Raw genomic sequence first — 15983 nt, 5'->3', positions numbered from 1 at the left:
CAGTTTTGTTTCGGGCTTTTAATCTGAATAAACGGCAAGAAAAAAGCAACTTCTTCTTATTTCTCGGAGCTAAACGCTTTTGTCTCGTCCTCTTTAAACTTATCTATTTATTTCCCCACAGGAAAAGCGTCTCCGACAACAGCATCAAATGGCAATTCTAAAATTCCCTTTTTCGTAGGCGCATCTGGTAAACGCAACTCTCCAGCTGAGCAGATCATTCCAAAACTTTCCACTCCACGTAAAACACCTGGCCAAATCATCAAACCATCCGGCATCATTGCGCCAGGTTTAGCTACAACAACTTTTTGTCCGGCTTTGATATTCGGTGCACCGCAAACAATTTGCAGCACTTCGCCATGATCAACTTCTGTTTGAGTAACCGATAAATGATCAGAATCAGGATGCTTTTTGCAAGATTTTACAAAACCAATCACAATTTTTGGATCATTATCTTTTTCTAAAATTTCAGAAAAGCCCGCCTTCACTAGTTCGTTATTCACTTTAGCTACTTGTTCGTCTGTCAATTCTACTTGTCCATTGCCTTCAATTTCGCCTAAAATCATGGATGCTTCAAAAATATTCCAAGCAACGACCTGTTCATCCCCAACTACGCTTACGCGTGCAACATTTCCTTTACGTTCTACACGATTTTCTTGTCCTTTATCGTCAGTTACGATGACCATCAAGACATCACCGACATGGTCTCTATTATAAGCAAAAATCATTTTTTTCTTCACTCCATTTTTATCTATTTTCCAAGATACTAGCCTAATCTGCTCTATATCTTCTGTCCTATCTTAACAAAAAAACAGGTCCCTTGCATGGCTTTTTTCTTGTACACATTTACCACAGAAAAAAAGTGAAACAAAACGGTTACGCCTTGCTTCACCTTTTTTACACTGACTATCTATTTGTTATTTGCCTCAGGATGAACGATCAACACATCACACGGAGCATGTCGAATAATATAGCTACTGACGCTGCCTATCATTAAACGTTCGACTGCATTTAGACCTGATTGACCTACCATGATCAAATCAACATCATATTTCTTTGACAACTCTTGACACATTACTTCTTTGGCTGAGCCATATGCTACGATTGTTTCGACTTGAGTAAAATCAACACTTTTTGCATAATCTTTACAGTCATCTAATAGTTCCTTAGCATTTTCTGTTTCTTGATCCAATAAACCATCGTTCAAAGACGAATACCCCATCATTGTGTAGACTTTATTTTCTATGATGTGAGCCACTATCACACGACCGTTATTTCTTTTAGCTACTTCAATAGCTTGATGATACGCTAGATTTGCTTGATCACTACCATCTACACCAACTAAAATATTTTTATATGTTTGTGTTAACATAGAACTCATCTCCCGATCATTTTTTATCGTTTGAATCGGCTAGTTACGGTCGATTAAAACATCAACTGACGCTTTGTAAAAATGTTGTGATTTCTTCTTTCGTTTTACGATTTTTATTGACCAGACGCCCTAATTCTTTTCCTTGATCCGTCACAACAAAGCTCGGGATCCCAAAGATATTCCACTCAGAAGCTAGTTCCATGAATTTATCACGGTCTACTTCAATAAAACGAAATGCTGGAAATGTTGCTTCGATTTCAGGCATTACTGGTTTAATAAAGCGGCAATCACCACACCAATCTGCTGTAAAGAAAAAGACACTTTTCCCTTCTGAAACGTAGCCAGCTAGCTCTTCATAGGATGTTGGAATAATCATAAACTATCCCCTACTTTCCATAAATGATCGTATTGACTGTTGTTCTATCTAAACCTTTTAATACTTGAATCAGCATTTCACGCGCTGCTTCAAAATCTTTGATATTAAACATTGTTTGATGCGTATGAATATAACGTCCACAAACACCGATCACAGTACTTGGCACACCATTATTTGTGGTATGCGCTGCACCTGCATCTGTTCCACCTTTAGATACAAAGTATTGGTAAGGAATGTTGTGCGTTGCTGCAGTGTCCAATAAATATTCACGTACGCGAGGTAATGTAATCATCCCTGGATCGTAAATGCGTAGTAACGTTCCTTCTCCAAGATGTCCGTAAGTGCCTTTTTTCGTTTGGATATCATCCGCAGCTGAACAATCGACTGCAAAGAATAAATCTGGGTTGAATTTATGCACAGAAGGTTTAGAACCACGTAAGCCAACCTCTTCTTGTACATTTGCGCCTGCAATCAGCGTATGACCCAATTGTTCTTGCTGCAACGCTTCTAATGCTTCTAACACTAACGTACAACCGTAACGATTATCCCACGATTTACTGATAATATTTTTGCCATTAGCCGTTTTGATTGTTTCTGTTTGTGGAACGATCGAATCACCTGGGCGAACGCCAAAGCTTTCAGCTTCTTCTCTTGATTCAAAACCTGCATCGAATAGTATATCTGTCACTTCTAATTGTTTTTGACCGCTTGTTCCACGTAACAAATGTGGCGGTATAGAAGAAGAAATACATGGATAGTTGCCTTTGCTCGTTTTTAAAGTAAAACGTTGCGCTGATACTACATAAGGATTCCAGCCGCCTAAAGGAACCACTTGGAATAATCCATTATCTTTGATTTGTGTCAACATAAAACCAACTTCATCCATATGAGCTGCAACCATAACACGCGGTGCATCTTGTTCTTTCGCTCTTTTTAGGCCAAAAATCCCGCCCAAACCATCATATTGAATTTCGTCTACTAATGGGGCCATATTTTTTTTCATATACGCACGAATATCATCTTCAAATCCGCTTGTTCCTTGTAATTCTGTTAGTTCTTTGATGCGTTGAAATGTTTTTTCTTCCATCGTTGTATTATCTGCCAGTTCCCCTGCTTCCTAGTTTCTTCAGGATCAACCATTCTTTTCCACTAAAAAATAACATGATTTTAAAGTAAAAACGGCAGACACTCCTTTCATATGATTTCACATTCATTATAACGCAAATTTTTTCAATTGCCCACGTTTTTTGTTTTTCGATATTTTCATACAATGTGTTAGAATAGAGTTAACATTTAAAAATTTTGACACACACTCGAAAATACGCGGAGGTTATTTCCCCATGAACGAAGAAAATGAATTAAGCTATTTTAAAGGCGGCTTAGCCATTGGTGTAAGTTTAGGCATCATAAGTGGCATTGCTTCTACTCTATGGTATCAAAAAAAACGAACATTAGATGCTGATTTAGTTTTAGAAAATGTCAAAGCCGCCTTTTTGAAAGAAGGACCGATTGAAGGCTCTTGGATTGAATTTGAGAAAAAGCCATTACGGAAGTTTGCTGTTCATTCTAAAACCTACAATGGAGGTATTTCACGTCTGGAAGATGGCGTTATGGTTCAATATGAATTTACGGCGGATGCCTTTACTGGCACTGTGATCGATGTAAAACGTATCAAAAATTAAAGCTTAAAGAATCGTTGTAGCAATACATTATAAAATGTGCTGTTATGACTGTTCTTTTTTTCTTTTCCGGCATTGTGCTATGTATTATTTCGTCATTAAAAGAATCACTAAAGAGGATGGGGCAGAAGCTTATTTCCGAAGGGATTGCTTCTGCTTCCACCATTTATTCGCATTTAGGGTGTGAAACAAAAGTGATTGTTACTTTTGTCCCACACCCCTTAAAATTCAAATACATGGTCGTAAAAAGGAGTCCTTTCAGAAATAAGTCAACAAAAATCAACTATAGTTTCTGTTTTCTCAACAAATTCCTCCCTTATTTCGATGTTTCTTCAACTTGAAACCTTGCTTCTACGCGATAAATCGGTTGTCCTTTAGCTGAAAATTTTGCTTCATACTCTGTCATGATATTGCCCTCGAAGTCACTAGCATGCAAATCCAACCAAACTTTTTCTAAGATCATACCATATTTTGAAAAGCTACTTAATGAATACTCAAACAAGCCTCGATTATCTGTTTTAAAATGGATTTCGCCATTCGGTTTAAGAATTTTTTCATCTGTTGCTAAAAAAGTCTTAAACGTCAAACGCCGTTTCTCATGTCGTGTTTTCGGCCACGGATCTGAAAAGTTCAAGTAAATTTGATCTACTTCGTTTTCTGCAAAATATTGTGTCAATTCTTCTCCATTGACATGAAGCAATTGTAAGTTGGGCAACTCTTCTTCTAAAGCTTTTTCTAATGCGATCGAAAGAACACTTAGTTGCATGTCGATCCCAATATAGTTGATGTCTGGGTGCGCTTTGGCCATGCCTACTACAAATTGTCCCTTACCTGAGCCGATTTCAATATGAATAGGGTGATTATTTCCAAAACGTTCAGCCCAACGCCCTTGCCACTTTTCTGGCTCATCTACGACTAATTCAGGATGACTAGCTAATAATTCAGCTGCTCCAGGTCTTTTTCTCATTCGCATAGTTTATGTTCCCTTTCTTTATAACAAATTTTAAGAGGGTAGGACAAAACGATTCTCGTCTTGTGCTGCCCTCTAGTATTCAAGTAAACAGTGAGAGCAAAATGCGCAATCTCGTTAATACCCAAAAGCTCGTTTTAACTTCAAAATTTCTGCATTCATTTCTCGTTTTTCTCCCGATTGATAATGACGTAAAATTTCTTGTAAGAAATTAAACAGCGCATACCATTTGATTCGTGTCAATGCTTCCTCACTTGGACGCATGCCATAAGACAACAGCCATTTATTCCAGCTTGCTCGTGGAACGTAATGCCCCAACAGCATGCCAAGGTCCAAAGCTGGATCAGCAATCATGACTGAATCCCAGTCGACTAAGTACAAATAATTATTAGAGACGATCCAATTGCGGTGATTCACATCCCCATGAACGACCATATAATTATGAATAGAATAATTTGGTATATTTTCTTGTAGATAGTGATATACTCTGGCAAGATACGAATTATTTTGAAGTTCCTTTGGTAATCTCTCGCCATAAGCTTGAAGCATCATTGCAGGTGTTTGGATCTGACCGCCGATTTTTTCCAGCATGCTTTTCAGCATATGCGAATGGTGTAAATGATAAAGAACATCCACAACGTCATTTCTCTGACCGATTTCTTGGGCTTTAAGGACTTGCCCATCTAGCCATTCTTGTGCTGTTAAAATATCGCCTGTTACTGTTCGTTTTGTCCAAACTAGCTTAGGGGCAATTCCTTCTTTAGACAGTGCAGCCAAAAGAGGAGAAGTATTTCGTTTAATAAATACTCTTTCAGTCGCACGTATACCCATGAAAGTTTGGCCAGTTGCGCCTTTAATTGGTTGCAAACGCCATTCCTTATCCAACTGAAATGCCATGGAAATTATCTCCTATCTAACAACTTCTAATAATTATTTACAGTAAGTATCATTTTAGCTTCCATAACGTACTTCGTCAAGCATCTCTCTTGTTCTTTTCACCGTAAAATTATTCTCCAACCATTCCACAGGTTATATCAACACTGGCAATATAGGCATCTAGGAGCTGTTTTGTCACTTTTCCAGGTTTGCCTGTTCCAACGATATGATCATTCACTTTTACTACTGGAACAATTTCTGTTAATGAACCAGAAACAAAACATTCATCTGCGGTAAACAATTCTTCCTCATAAACAGCTTCTTCTTTAACCGGAATATTCAGCTCTCTCGCTAATTCTAAGATTTTTTTCTTCGTAATTCCTGGTAAAATCAAATTGCCATCTGGATGCGTATAAACCGTTCCATCTTTGACTACCCAGAAATTAGCAGCTGAAGCCTCTGTCACTTTATCATCACGAACAAGCACTGCATCATCAAAACCTTGGCGAAGAGCCTCATCTAATGATAATACATTTCCCATTAAGCTTAACGACTTGATATCACAGTGTAACCAGCGAGTATCAGGCACTACAGCAACAGTGATCCCTTCTTCCATTTTTTTCAAAGGACGTTCATACGGCCTAATGTTTGCTGTTAAAACTCCTTTTACTTTTTCTGGGTCTGGCAACGCATGGTTTCTTGGGGAATCAATGCCACGAGTCACTTGAAAATAAAGCTTGCCTTCTTTGATTCCTTCAATCTCAACTAATTTTTTTAAATGAGCCGTCAACTCTTCTTTTGAAAAAGGAAGCTGCATTCTGATTTTCTCTGCACCATTCCATAAACGTTGTAAATGCTCTTCCATCATATATAAGTGTCCATTATAAACACGAACTACTTCGTACAAACCATCACCATATTGATAGCCGCGATCTTCTATATCGATTTTAACTTCTTCACGATTTACAATTTGATCATTCCATAAAATATGCATCATTAAACCTCCATTTTCTTCAAACGATAAGGGACATAGAACTTCGCAAATAAAATTACTTCTAGAAGCAACGCTCCCACAACCAACAAACCTTCTTTAAAATCAGGCAAAGCAATTAAAACAAAGATGCTAAATAGCGTTGCTGCGATCAATAGTAAGACTGTTACAAGGCTACTCACAGCCTGTTTTTTTTGCTCATTCGGTATTGGGTACAAGTGAGTCATTACCATATAATCAAACTGCGTGTAAATCGGAATCAACTGAAACCCTAATAAATAAATGAACAAAACAGATACACCCATTGAGATCCAAAATTCTTTTAGGAAAAATAAGATTACACCGCCAACTAGCACCAAACGAATGAATAAGCCACTATATTCAGAGCCTCTTACTAAACTGCGGGCATATAAATACAAATACGTATGTTGGCTCGTTTTTTTTATGTTGCTCAGTAGCGGATCAAGGAATTTCCGACGTTTCACACTACTGGAAATTTCTGGTACATCTGTAAATAAATGAATAAACTGATAAATTCGGTGCATTCGATTCTTTTCTTTTTGAACCATTTGTTCCCAGTCTAGAGATACCGATTGTTCTTTTTTATTCATTACAAAAAAGAACAACATAACCTGTACTGCACTAGTAAAAAGACCAGCCAGTGGTAAAATATATAGACTTAATGCGATTGCAACGCCGCTTATAACTAACCAAATAGCAAACCACAACCCAGCTTCTTTTGAAGAAATCTGATACAACTCGTATTTTTGCAGGCGCAAGTGACTGATTTTTAAAAGCCCCAACATTACAATAAAATAGAAAAATGTTGAAAAAGCCAGACCAGTTGAAACGACTACTAACGGCATCGACATACCACCTAGTAAAAATAAAGCAACTAGTGGCAACCAAAAAGAATAGCGCATTGCACGATTCAAATAGTTATTCATTTCAGGTTCCTTTGGTAAAATAAATACCTTATCTGCCTCTTGTGCTAAAGTCGCAATGCGCCCAATTTGCAACAAAACTAACCAAAAAATCAAAATAATCGGTCTGCCCCAGATAAAATGTTCTGGTAATGTTTTTAACACTTGAGAATAGTAAAATCCAAGTCCGCCTAATAAAAAGATACAAACCAAAATGAAATGGTCGTTAAAAACATAGCGCATATATTTCATCATTTTTTTCAAATGGCGTGCTAAACGAATGCCAAAAAATCCAGACATATTACCCCACCTTTTCTTCTTTTGTTAATGCGATATAAATATCGTCTAAAGAAGAACCTGGCAAGCTGAATTCTTCACGTAACTCTTCCATCGAACCAACCGCTCGAACTTCACCATCATGCAAGACAACAAATCGGTCACAATAACGTTCCGCCGTTGCTAAAATGTGAGTCGACATTAAGATAGCCGCTCCTTGATTACGCATCTCATCCATTAATTCTAGTAGAGCGTGAATCGCTAATGGATCCAATCCTAAAAATGGTTCATCAATGATATATAAACTAGGTTCGATCAAAAAGGCGCATAAAACCATGACTTTTTGTTTCATCCCTTTTGAAAAATTGGCGGGAAACCAGTCTAATTTGTTTTCCAATCGGAAAGTTTTTAGTAATGAATCTGCCCGTTTAAATGCTTCTTCGATTGGAATATCATAGGCCATCGCAGTAATTTCGATATGTTCTCTTAACGTTAGTTCTTCATATAAAGAAGGTGTTTCAGGAATATAGCCGATTTTTTTGCGATAGCTTTCGGGTTGTTGTCTCAATGTTTCTCCATCAATTGAAATTTTTCCTTTTTGAGGTGTTAATAAGCCGATCACATTTTTAATTGTAGTGCTTTTCCCAGCACCATTCAATCCGATCAAACCAACCATTTCACCAGATTTCACTTCAAAGTTAATATCTTTTAAGACAGGAATATGACCGTACCCTCCTGTTAAATGTTCAATTACTAAACTCATTGATGTACCTCCAACTATTTTTATCGTGAATCTATTATACCACGAACTTTTTGAAGGTTTCATGAACTTTTCCTCCCAAATAAAATTCAAGGTATGGTAAAGTAAAAGAAACAGTAAAAAGAAAGAAGGGACACCATGACAGATTGCATTTTTTGTAAGATTGTTGATCAGGAAATTCCGAGTTATAAAGTTTATGAAGACGACAAGGTTTACGCCTTTTTAGACATCACACAAGTAACCAAGGGACATACATTACTTGTTCCTAAAGAACATGTAACAGATATCTTTGAATATGAACCAACTTTAGCAGGTGAAGTTTTTGCACGAGTTCCTAAAGTTGCACGTGCGATCGAAAAAGCTTTTCCAGAAATGCAGGGGCTAAATATTATCAATAATAATAAAGAACTCGCCTATCAATCTGTTTTTCACTCTCATATTCATTTGATTCCGCGTTATGGAAAATCAGATGATTTCTCTATCCATTTCGGCAACAACCAAGCAATGTATTCATCAGAAGAAATGCAAGAAATAGCTAAAAAAATTAAAAGACAGGTGGAAAAATAATGGGAAAATTTTCAAAAGGAATTTTATTTGGCGCTGTTGTCGGCGCTGCCAGTGGGTTATTATTTGCACCAAGAAGCGGGAAAGCGACACGTCAAAAGTTTGTTGACGAGTTGGAAGATTGGTCTGATCTGAAAGAAGACTTTACCGAAAAATTAGAACAGGTCAAAGAATCTGCCCAAGCGTTTCAGGCAGCAGCAGATATGTATATCGAACCTTTCATTGAGGGAATCAATCAAGATGTTGAGAACTTTAAATTCCAAGCTGAACCAAGATTAGAGCAAATCCAAGAGCAAGTGGAAAAAATCCAAACTGAATTACCTGAGATGCCGATAGAAGAATAAAAAGTCGAGGATAAAAATGTTTATTCAACGTCTTTATCCTCGTTTTTTCATTTTAATTCAATTAATATTTTTTTTCCAACTAAATTCTTTGTATTTTTTGGCTCCGTTTATGACATAATTTGGACTAATTCTTTTAATATCGTTCATTTTTATAGATTAAAGTGTGTCCTAAATTCGAAAATTGTTTGAAAGTATGATTTACGTATTTCTTTTATGAAACATAGTGTGGTATAGTAATAACCGTGAGAATTAATTTCTACATAATAAAAAATAAAACAAACTTAGGAGTGCTAAAAAGAATGAAGAAAAAATTAATCTTAGCCGCAGCAGGCGTATTTAGTATTTTTGCATTAGCTGCTTGTTCAGGCGGTTCGCAAGACATCGCAACAATGAAAGGTGGAACTATCTCTGTTGATGATTTCTACAATCAAGTGAAGTCCAACCAACAAAGCCAACAAACAGTTCAACAAATGATCATTTTCAAAGTATTTGATCAAAAATATGGTAAAGATGTTTCAGATAAAGATGTTCAAGCACAATTTGATGAAACGAAGAAAAACATTGAATCTCAAGGTGGCGTCTTTGCAGACCAACTAAAACAAGCTGGTCTTACAGAAAAAAGTTATAAAGAACAAATCAAACAAGGTCTTGCTTACAAAGCGGGAATCAAAGCACACATCAAAATTGATGATAAAGATTTAAAAGCTGCTTGGGAAACATTCCATCCAGAAGTAGAAGCACAAATCATCCAAGTTGCGACGGAAGATGAAGCGAAAGAAATCAAAAAACAATTAAATGACGGCGGCGACTTTGCAAAAATCGCTAAAGACAAATCAACAGATGAAGCAACTAAAAAAGACGGTGGCAAAATTAAATTTGACTCTCAAACAGAAACAGTTGCAGAACCAGTAAAAACAGCTGCTTTCAAATTAAAAGATGGTGAAGTTTCAGAACCGATCCAAGCAACAGATTCAACTGGGTACCAATCAACATTCACTATCGTAAAAATGGTGAAAAATAAAGAAAAAGGCAATGATATGGCTCCTTACAAAAAAGAGTTGAAGAAAATTGCTGAAACAACAAAACAAAACGACCAAGAGTTCATCCAAAAAGTGACTTCTGAAGTGTTAACTGCAGCAAATGTTAAAATTAAAGACAAAGCATTTGACCAAGTACTAGCTGGTTTAGTTGAAACAAAAGATTCAGCTAAGAAAGATAAAAAAGAATCATCTTCTAAAGAAAAAGAATCTAAATCAAGTGATTCTGAAAAATCTAAAGATTCTTCAAGCAAAACAGAAGAGTCTTCTAAATAAGCACACAAAAAAAAGAGATGTAATTCATCTCTTTTTTTGTGTGCTATTTTTCATAAACTAATTCAAAAAGTTCATAAACGATCAACATGTCTTCTGAAAAAGTTAATCCATACTTCTCTAACTCGTGCTCGAAAAAAGGTTGATGAACGCTACGCCAATATCTCAACGTTCGATCCCCTTCTCCCTCGAGATACCCATGGACTTCTGATAGTTGAGAATACGGGAGAATGTCGACTACTTTTGTACAAATAATCGCTTGCGCTTGATCATTCCCATCCAATAACACGCTATAGTCACCAGGTTTGGGGAGTTTCGCCTCTCCTAAGTCTAATTCATATAAAAGATGCAGTGACGAGGTCCCCGTCTTTTCTCCTTTAAGGACATGAGCTAACAGCTCATCTGCCATTTTAGGGGAATTACCAAAAGCCCATGCTTCATACTGATCATGTGTAATCGATGATTTATTTTTAAATTGTGACCATAAATTTATCGCTGATTGATTCATACTTTTCTCCTAACAAGATTAAATATCCTTCGGTACATAAAAACTGCGATTATCTAAGCCAAAGATACGATCTGTATATTGTCCTGGTTCAGTTTGACGCACTGAGCCCAACATCATTTGAATCGATGCATCGATATTGTCGATTTGATGTAATACTTCCGCTTCCATGATTCGTGGACGGACGGGTGACCCGTATTCCAATAAACCATGGTGAGCTAAAACCATATGACGCAACACGATTACATCTTCATCATTCTCATCGATTTTCAATGCAATACATGCTTTGGTAATTTCTTCGTCCACAAGAACCAAATGTCCGATCAGATTTCCAGACAATGTATATTCCGTAGTCATCGCACCAGAAAGTTCTTTTACTTTACCTAAATCATGTAAGATGATTCCTGAATAAAGCAGTGCCGCATTTAATTCATTATATTCTTTACAAATAGCTTTACCTAGACGAAGCATAGAAACGGTATGATAAGCTAAACCATTTGCAAAAGCATGGTGATTTCTTTTCGCTGCTGGGTAATCAAAAAATTCTTTTTGATACTGTGTTAGCAAATAGCGTACAATTCGTTGCCAATGTGCATTTGTGATTTCAAATACAGTTTGATTGATTTCTTCAACCATCTCTTCTCGTTTCAATGGCGCTCGTTCCATGTATAAGGTCGGCTGATTTGGTTCATCAGGACGTGCAATCCGCATATGAATAATTTTCACTTGAGGGTTTCCTTGGTACACTTCTCTTTTTCCGTTTAAAAGAATAACATTTCCAGCTGTAAAACGACTGATTTCCTCTTCTGAGGCATCCCAATATTTCCCATCGATCGTGCCTGAAGTATCTTGAAAAGTAAACGCAATAAATTTTTTCCCATTCTTCGCAATACGCACATCAGCATTTTTGATCAAAAGAAATAATTCAAATGTTTCATCTACAGTTAATTCACGGATTTTTTTCATACTTGTGCTCCTTCTAATTCCATAATCGGTTGTTTTAACTCTTTATAATAGCTTACCATTTCTTGGTCAGAAGAAAAACAAATGACTTGCTGGTGCTCAGAAAAGACGGCAAATAATTGTGCTAATTGTTGTTTTCTTTGACTATCATAATGCAGCCAACCATCGTCAATCATGATTGGACATAGATTGCGCTGTTCCTGTAAATAAAGAAATGCAAAACGAACCGCCATGATTACTTGATCTCTTGTACCAGTGGATAGTTCGTGCAACATAAAACGCTGCTGATTTTCATGAATAACAATCAATTGCCCATCGTCTAATTGAAGTCCTTGATAAGCATTTCGTGTCAATAGTTTGAAATAATCAGATGCTTTTTTCAATAAATTAGGTAGCTGTTTTTCTGATAGTTCCGTCAAAAGATCCATCAATAATTGCCCCGCCAATTGATGCGCTGACCACTCTAAAGCCAGCTCTTCAATCTCTGTTTTTAATTCTGCTTGCTCTTGGTATAGTTCATCTAGCGCACCATCTGACAACATTTGCTGCCTCTGATAAAGTATTTTTTGCTCTTTCTCCTGTAATAGTTGAATATCCGTTTCAAGTTCCTTTAGTTTTTGAACCATCTCCGCTTGTTTTTTAGGCAATTGTTGCGGCTCAATTGATTCAGGATATAAACCTACTAACATTTTTGTCAATTCTTGCTGTCGCCTATTGTTTGCATTCGCTTCTTGATACTCTTGGATCTTATTTGGAATCTCGTTGATCGAATCAATCTGAAAACGTTGCAGCAAAAGACTACTTTCGTTGACCACTTGCTGTTGTTTTTCTTTGACTTCTCTAATCGTTTGACGTGTATAAGCATCCGCTTGGTATTCTTGAGCAAAACGAACTTTCTCCATTTTATCAGCAAAATTACTGATCACACGGATTCTTTCAGCTAAAGAAGCACCTGCTATTGGTAATCGTCCCGTGTAACGCTCCGTTTGTTCTGATAATTTTGCCACTTGCTTTTGGTCTTTTTCCAGTTCGTGTTCAAGTTCTTGATTGGTATTAATCAAAATCAAGTAGCGCGTAATATCTGTACGGTAAGTCACCCAAAGCTCCACTTGATCCATTCGCCCTAAATGGTTTTCTTTCACTTTTTGAGCAACAAAACGATCCATTTCTTTTTCCTCTTCACGGATTGTTTTCATTTCAGTTTTTATTTTCAGCAACTGGTCATTTAGATAATCTAATTGCGATAATTTCTCTTGCCATTGTCGTTTTTCGTTTTCATAGGTATCTTTTGGTTGATAAAAAAGAGGCAATAATCCTGCTATCAAAAAGCCTAAGCCTAAAACCAATGTTCCATAACGGATCGGTACTGGTAAAAAGAAACTCAATACGAAAATGATGCCTGCGAAGCCGCAAAATAGAAGATTAACCTTTTTTTTCGTTTGTTGATGATTTTTTCGAAACATTTCTTTATTAATCGATTCAAAAGTACTTAAATTTTCTTCTCTTGTTGCAATTTCTTCTTCTAAGAGCTCTAAATCAGTCTGCGTTGTTTGTAACTTAACTGTTCGGGCAACAATTTGTTCTCTCATCTCATTGACCGCTTGTTCTTCAAAAGATAATTGGGGTGGTGTCTTCTTGTTCCAACCCCATTTCCTTTCCAATGGATACATTTCTTCTTGATTTTGCTGTAGAGATTGTGTCATCCACTTAATCTCAGAAAGTAATTTATCAATATCATATCGTTGATTGAGCAATTGCTGGATCTGCTCTTCTTCTTTTAAGTAAAACTGATACTCATCTGTCTGACCCTCTGTCTCACTTTGCGTAGCAATACTTTGATTTAATCTCATTAGTTCTTCGTTTAAAAAACGATGTTGCTGATAAATCGAAAGCAAGGTTTCTTGTTCTTCGCGATTCAATACAGCTGTCGTTTTTGATTGCTTGATTGATTGCAGTTCTTCATATAGAGGCAAATTCATTACCTGTTTTTCAACCAAGGTTAGTTGGTTTTTGGTTTCTTGCGCAAGTTGACGTTTCGTTGCTACGAATTGCTCTGTAGCACTTAATTCCTTAAGCAGTTGTTGGAACGGTTGCTCTTGCTGCTCTTTATCATTGATTCGTTGTTGTAAGTTTTGATACGCCTCTAGTTTTTGATTTAATGGCGGCTGACTCCCTTTGCCCTTATAAATCGTCTGTGCATTCTTAAAATAGTCTTCACGATTCTCTAACAACTGCTGGCTTCCTGATAACCCTAAAGAAAGTAATGATGTTTGCAATTCTTCTTCACTTAATTTTTCTAACTGACTAAGTTGCTCTTGTTGGAAGGTAAATACAGACTGAAATAATTCCTTCGTTAAGGGATGAATCATTTTTTCCAGCATGGTTTCATCGCCCATCTGGTTATTAAAATAGACTTTGGCTTGCCCCTTGTTTTGCCCTTTAAAACGTTCTACTTGGACTTCTCCATATACTGGATGGAAAAACCACAAACGTCCTCCATAAGCAGCACCGTTTTTGGGTTGGTAATCTTTTTTTCTTTTCCCTTTAGTTGGAAATCCAAATAGCATTGCTTGAATAAACTGATAAATCGTTGATTTCCCCGCTTCATTAGCGCCAAATACTAATTGATTTTTTGGTAAGAACTCTATTTTATGCTGGTGCCATTTGCCGAATCCAACCAATTCTATTGCGATGAGTTTCATAGCTGATCCTCCTGAATAACAAAGTCTTCTTTGATTTTTTGATCGGCCTGCTCAACACTACGCTCACGCCATTCTTCATTTATTGAAACAACTGACGAAAACAATGGGTTTTGCACTAGTTCCTGCAATGTATTTGAAAATATGTCTGGTTGTAAGTAGTTCTTTTCTAATTGACTCAACAACTCTGGTGCAGCAATGATTCTCGCCTTTGTAGCTGCCTCTTCAGTTATTACCTTCATCCGGAATAAAAATAATACGTCATTTGTTTGTTGTAATAATGCGGTTTGAAGATAGTGAAGCAATTCCCCATTCTCATAAGACAAAGTGAATTCCTCACCTAGTTGCTCCGTATCTGTCAATTTAATCTCTTTTAATATTACATGGTATTGATTGGAGGCTTTCTCTGAAAGGAAATTCGTCAGCATGCTCAGAGCTTCCTGCAAATTTCTAGCTTGGTTCAAAGAATACGTTGTCATTTGCCAAACAACCTGAGCTACTGGTTCAAAATGAACTGTCGCATGCCCTGATTCAACTGAAACAATCGCAACTCCTTGCACTGTACGTTCTTTTTTTGTGTGCCCTTGTGGTGTTCCTGGATATACGATCAATGGATCAGCACTTACTACTTGAGGCTGGTGGATATGCCCTAACGCCCAATAATCATATCCTTTAGTCTTCATTTCACTAAATGAAAATGGTGCATAGTTTTGATAGCCATTATTTGTCGTATCGCCATGGTAAATCCCAATATGTATGTCTGTACCTAAATCTTTTGTCGGAAATGCCGAAAGTTTATCTTCATTGATCCAGGGATGTTCATAACTAAAACCTGTTATTGCCACTTTTTCTTGATTTTTCGTCATAAAATAATGCGTCTCGACTTGTTCTTTTTGAAAAAGAAACATATTTTTGGGAAAATCGAACCAATAACGTTCTGCCGCATAATAATCGTGATTACCAAATGACATGATCACAGGAATTCCTTCTCGATCCAGACGTTTCATTTCGTCGATAAAATACGCTTGTGTTCGGATCGATGTTCGACTTTGGTGAAAGGTATCTCCAGCCAAAATAACCGCATCTACTTGATTTTTAATTGCTATATCAACAATCGCTGTGACTACTTTTGGATTAGCCTTCTGTAGTTTTTCTGCGATTTGTTTAGGACTATTTTTTAGGCCTTCAAAAGACCGATCCAGATGTAAATCTGCTGTATGCAATATTTTCATAAGAGCCTCCTGTTTGACCAAATTCTTTTCCTTAATCATATCATTTTATTGAGAAGCGGTCAGTAAAAAGATACGAAAATTTGTTCGTTTTCCATTTTTTTATGACAGTAAAATGAAAGAGGTAGGAATAAGCCTCATTCCCCCTC

Annotated in this window: 17 protein-coding genes; 4 read left to right on the top strand and 13 right to left on the bottom strand. The window is 36.8% G+C overall.

Annotation, left to right across the window (positions count from 1 at the left end; translation table 11 throughout):
- Positions 1-107 precede the first annotated feature (107 nt).
- The 4 genes from ytpR to pepA form a co-directional block, all read right to left on the bottom strand.
- The gene (ytpR, locus tag I580_RS13990; RefSeq protein WP_010772167.1) at positions 108-725 is read right to left on the bottom strand and encodes a YtpR family tRNA-binding protein; all 618 of its coding nucleotides are present in this window, start codon (positions 723-725) and stop codon (positions 108-110) included.
- Between the two features lie 182 nt (positions 726-907).
- Entirely contained in the window at positions 908-1369 is a 462-nt protein-coding gene (locus I580_RS13985) for a universal stress protein (RefSeq protein WP_010772166.1), read from the bottom strand.
- A 61-nt stretch (positions 1370-1430) separates the two neighbouring features.
- On the bottom strand, positions 1431-1745 hold the full coding sequence (locus tag I580_RS13980) for a thioredoxin family protein (RefSeq protein ID WP_010772165.1): 315 nt from the start codon (positions 1743-1745) through the stop codon (positions 1431-1433).
- A 10-nt stretch (positions 1746-1755) separates the two neighbouring features.
- Positions 1756-2832, bottom strand: a complete 1077-nt coding sequence (pepA, locus tag I580_RS13975) for a glutamyl aminopeptidase (protein WP_010772164.1) — start codon at positions 2830-2832, stop codon at positions 1756-1758.
- Positions 2833-3085: 253 nt separating this feature from the next.
- Here pepA and I580_RS13970 point away from each other — a divergent pair, with 253 nt between their 5' ends.
- Positions 3086-3427, top strand: a complete 342-nt coding sequence (locus I580_RS13970) for a PepSY domain-containing protein (protein ID WP_010772163.1) — start codon at positions 3086-3088, stop codon at positions 3425-3427.
- A gap of 313 nt (positions 3428-3740) precedes the next feature.
- Here the strand turns inward: I580_RS13970 and trmB are convergent, their stop codons facing one another.
- From trmB to I580_RS13945, 5 genes are all read right to left on the bottom strand, one after another.
- A complete protein-coding gene (trmB, locus tag I580_RS13965) occupies positions 3741-4397 on the bottom strand; it encodes a tRNA (guanosine(46)-N7)-methyltransferase TrmB (RefSeq protein WP_010772162.1) in 657 nt (218 codons plus the stop codon).
- Between the two features lie 114 nt (positions 4398-4511).
- Complete coding sequence (locus I580_RS13960) at positions 4512-5291, bottom strand: phosphotransferase family protein (protein WP_010772161.1); 780 nt, start codon at positions 5289-5291, stop codon at positions 4512-4514.
- A 109-nt stretch (positions 5292-5400) separates the two neighbouring features.
- Positions 5401-6264 (bottom strand): D-amino-acid transaminase, encoded by an 864-nt coding sequence (dat, locus tag I580_RS13955; RefSeq protein ID WP_010772160.1) that lies wholly within the window; start codon positions 6262-6264, stop codon positions 5401-5403.
- 2 nt (positions 6265-6266) lie between these two features.
- A complete protein-coding gene (locus I580_RS13950; RefSeq protein ID WP_010772159.1) occupies positions 6267-7484 on the bottom strand; it encodes an ABC transporter permease in 1218 nt (405 codons plus the stop codon).
- A 1-nt stretch (position 7485) separates the two neighbouring features.
- Positions 7486-8223, bottom strand: coding sequence for an ABC transporter ATP-binding protein (locus tag I580_RS13945; protein ID WP_010772158.1), 738 nt, complete (start codon positions 8221-8223; stop codon positions 7486-7488).
- A 135-nt stretch (positions 8224-8358) separates the two neighbouring features.
- Between I580_RS13945 and I580_RS13940 the strand changes: the two genes are divergently transcribed.
- The 3 genes from I580_RS13940 to I580_RS13930 all read left to right on the top strand — a co-directional run bounded on the left by I580_RS13940 (position 8359) and on the right by I580_RS13930 (position 10441).
- Positions 8359-8787, top strand: a complete 429-nt coding sequence (locus I580_RS13940; protein WP_010772157.1) for an HIT family protein — start codon at positions 8359-8361, stop codon at positions 8785-8787.
- Positions 8787-9128, top strand: a complete 342-nt coding sequence (locus I580_RS13935; protein ID WP_010772156.1) for a YtxH domain-containing protein — start codon at positions 8787-8789, stop codon at positions 9126-9128. Before I580_RS13940 ends, I580_RS13935 begins: the two co-directional genes overlap by 1 nt.
- Before the next feature lie 299 nt (positions 9129-9427).
- Positions 9428-10441 (top strand): peptidylprolyl isomerase, encoded by a 1014-nt coding sequence (locus I580_RS13930; protein WP_010772155.1) that lies wholly within the window; start codon positions 9428-9430, stop codon positions 10439-10441.
- Between the two features lie 43 nt (positions 10442-10484).
- Here I580_RS13930 and I580_RS13925 read toward each other — a convergent pair whose 3' ends face one another.
- From I580_RS13925 to I580_RS13910, 4 genes are read right to left on the bottom strand one after another with little or no spacing between them, the layout of a single operon-like run.
- The gene (locus tag I580_RS13925; RefSeq protein WP_010772154.1) at positions 10485-10946 is read right to left on the bottom strand and encodes an ASCH domain-containing protein; all 462 of its coding nucleotides are present in this window, start codon (positions 10944-10946) and stop codon (positions 10485-10487) included.
- Positions 10947-10964: 18 nt separating this feature from the next.
- Positions 10965-11909 (bottom strand): 3'-5' exoribonuclease YhaM family protein, encoded by a 945-nt coding sequence (locus I580_RS13920; protein WP_010772153.1) that lies wholly within the window; start codon positions 11907-11909, stop codon positions 10965-10967.
- On the bottom strand, positions 11906-14608 hold the full coding sequence (locus I580_RS13915) for an ATP-binding protein (RefSeq protein ID WP_010772152.1): 2703 nt from the start codon (positions 14606-14608) through the stop codon (positions 11906-11908). Before I580_RS13915 ends, I580_RS13920 begins: the two co-directional genes overlap by 4 nt.
- Positions 14605-15837: a metallophosphoesterase family protein gene (locus tag I580_RS13910; RefSeq protein ID WP_010772151.1), complete on the bottom strand. Its 1233-nt coding sequence runs from the start codon at positions 15835-15837 to the stop codon at positions 14605-14607. Before I580_RS13910 ends, I580_RS13915 begins: the two co-directional genes overlap by 4 nt.
- Positions 15838-15983: the final 146 nt, after the last annotated feature.

This window comes from Enterococcus caccae ATCC BAA-1240 (assembly GCF_000407145.1).
GTDB classification, from domain to species: Bacteria; Bacillota; Bacilli; order Lactobacillales; family Enterococcaceae; genus Enterococcus_L; species Enterococcus_L caccae.
Note: the sequence above shows the minus strand (reverse complement) of the source record. Positions and strands in the feature narration are given on the sequence as shown.

What these genes read in the sequence shown, in the direction of transcription:
- ytpR (WP_010772167.1), bottom strand. Translation starts at nt 725, where the DNA reads ATGATTTTTGCTTATAATAGAGACCATGTCGGTGATGTCTTGATGGTC.
- I580_RS13935 (WP_010772156.1), top strand. Translation starts at nt 8,787, where the DNA reads ATGGGAAAATTTTCAAAAGGAATTTTATTTGGCGCTGTTGTCGGCGCT.
- I580_RS13945 (WP_010772158.1), bottom strand. Translation starts at nt 8,223, where the DNA reads ATGAGTTTAGTAATTGAACATTTAACAGGAGGGTACGGTCATATTCCT.
- dat (WP_010772160.1), bottom strand. Translation starts at nt 6,264, where the DNA reads ATGCATATTTTATGGAATGATCAAATTGTAAATCGTGAAGAAGTTAAA.
- I580_RS13915 (WP_010772152.1), bottom strand. Translation starts at nt 14,608, where the DNA reads ATGAAACTCATCGCAATAGAATTGGTTGGATTCGGCAAATGGCACCAG.
- I580_RS13960 (WP_010772161.1), bottom strand. Translation starts at nt 5,291, where the DNA reads ATGGCATTTCAGTTGGATAAGGAATGGCGTTTGCAACCAATTAAAGGC.
- I580_RS13910 (WP_010772151.1), bottom strand. Translation starts at nt 15,837, where the DNA reads ATGAAAATATTGCATACAGCAGATTTACATCTGGATCGGTCTTTTGAA.
- pepA (WP_010772164.1), bottom strand. Translation starts at nt 2,832, where the DNA reads ATGGAAGAAAAAACATTTCAACGCATCAAAGAACTAACAGAATTACAA.
- I580_RS13925 (WP_010772154.1), bottom strand. Translation starts at nt 10,946, where the DNA reads ATGAATCAATCAGCGATAAATTTATGGTCACAATTTAAAAATAAATCA.
- I580_RS13970 (WP_010772163.1), top strand. Translation starts at nt 3,086, where the DNA reads ATGAACGAAGAAAATGAATTAAGCTATTTTAAAGGCGGCTTAGCCATT.
- I580_RS13950 (WP_010772159.1), bottom strand. Translation starts at nt 7,484, where the DNA reads ATGTCTGGATTTTTTGGCATTCGTTTAGCACGCCATTTGAAAAAAATG.
- I580_RS13980 (WP_010772165.1), bottom strand. Translation starts at nt 1,745, where the DNA reads ATGATTATTCCAACATCCTATGAAGAGCTAGCTGGCTACGTTTCAGAA.
- trmB (WP_010772162.1), bottom strand. Translation starts at nt 4,397, where the DNA reads ATGCGAATGAGAAAAAGACCTGGAGCAGCTGAATTATTAGCTAGTCAT.
- I580_RS13940 (WP_010772157.1), top strand. Translation starts at nt 8,359, where the DNA reads ATGACAGATTGCATTTTTTGTAAGATTGTTGATCAGGAAATTCCGAGT.
- I580_RS13930 (WP_010772155.1), top strand. Translation starts at nt 9,428, where the DNA reads ATGAAGAAAAAATTAATCTTAGCCGCAGCAGGCGTATTTAGTATTTTT.
- I580_RS13920 (WP_010772153.1), bottom strand. Translation starts at nt 11,909, where the DNA reads ATGAAAAAAATCCGTGAATTAACTGTAGATGAAACATTTGAATTATTT.
- I580_RS13985 (WP_010772166.1), bottom strand. Translation starts at nt 1,369, where the DNA reads ATGTTAACACAAACATATAAAAATATTTTAGTTGGTGTAGATGGTAGT.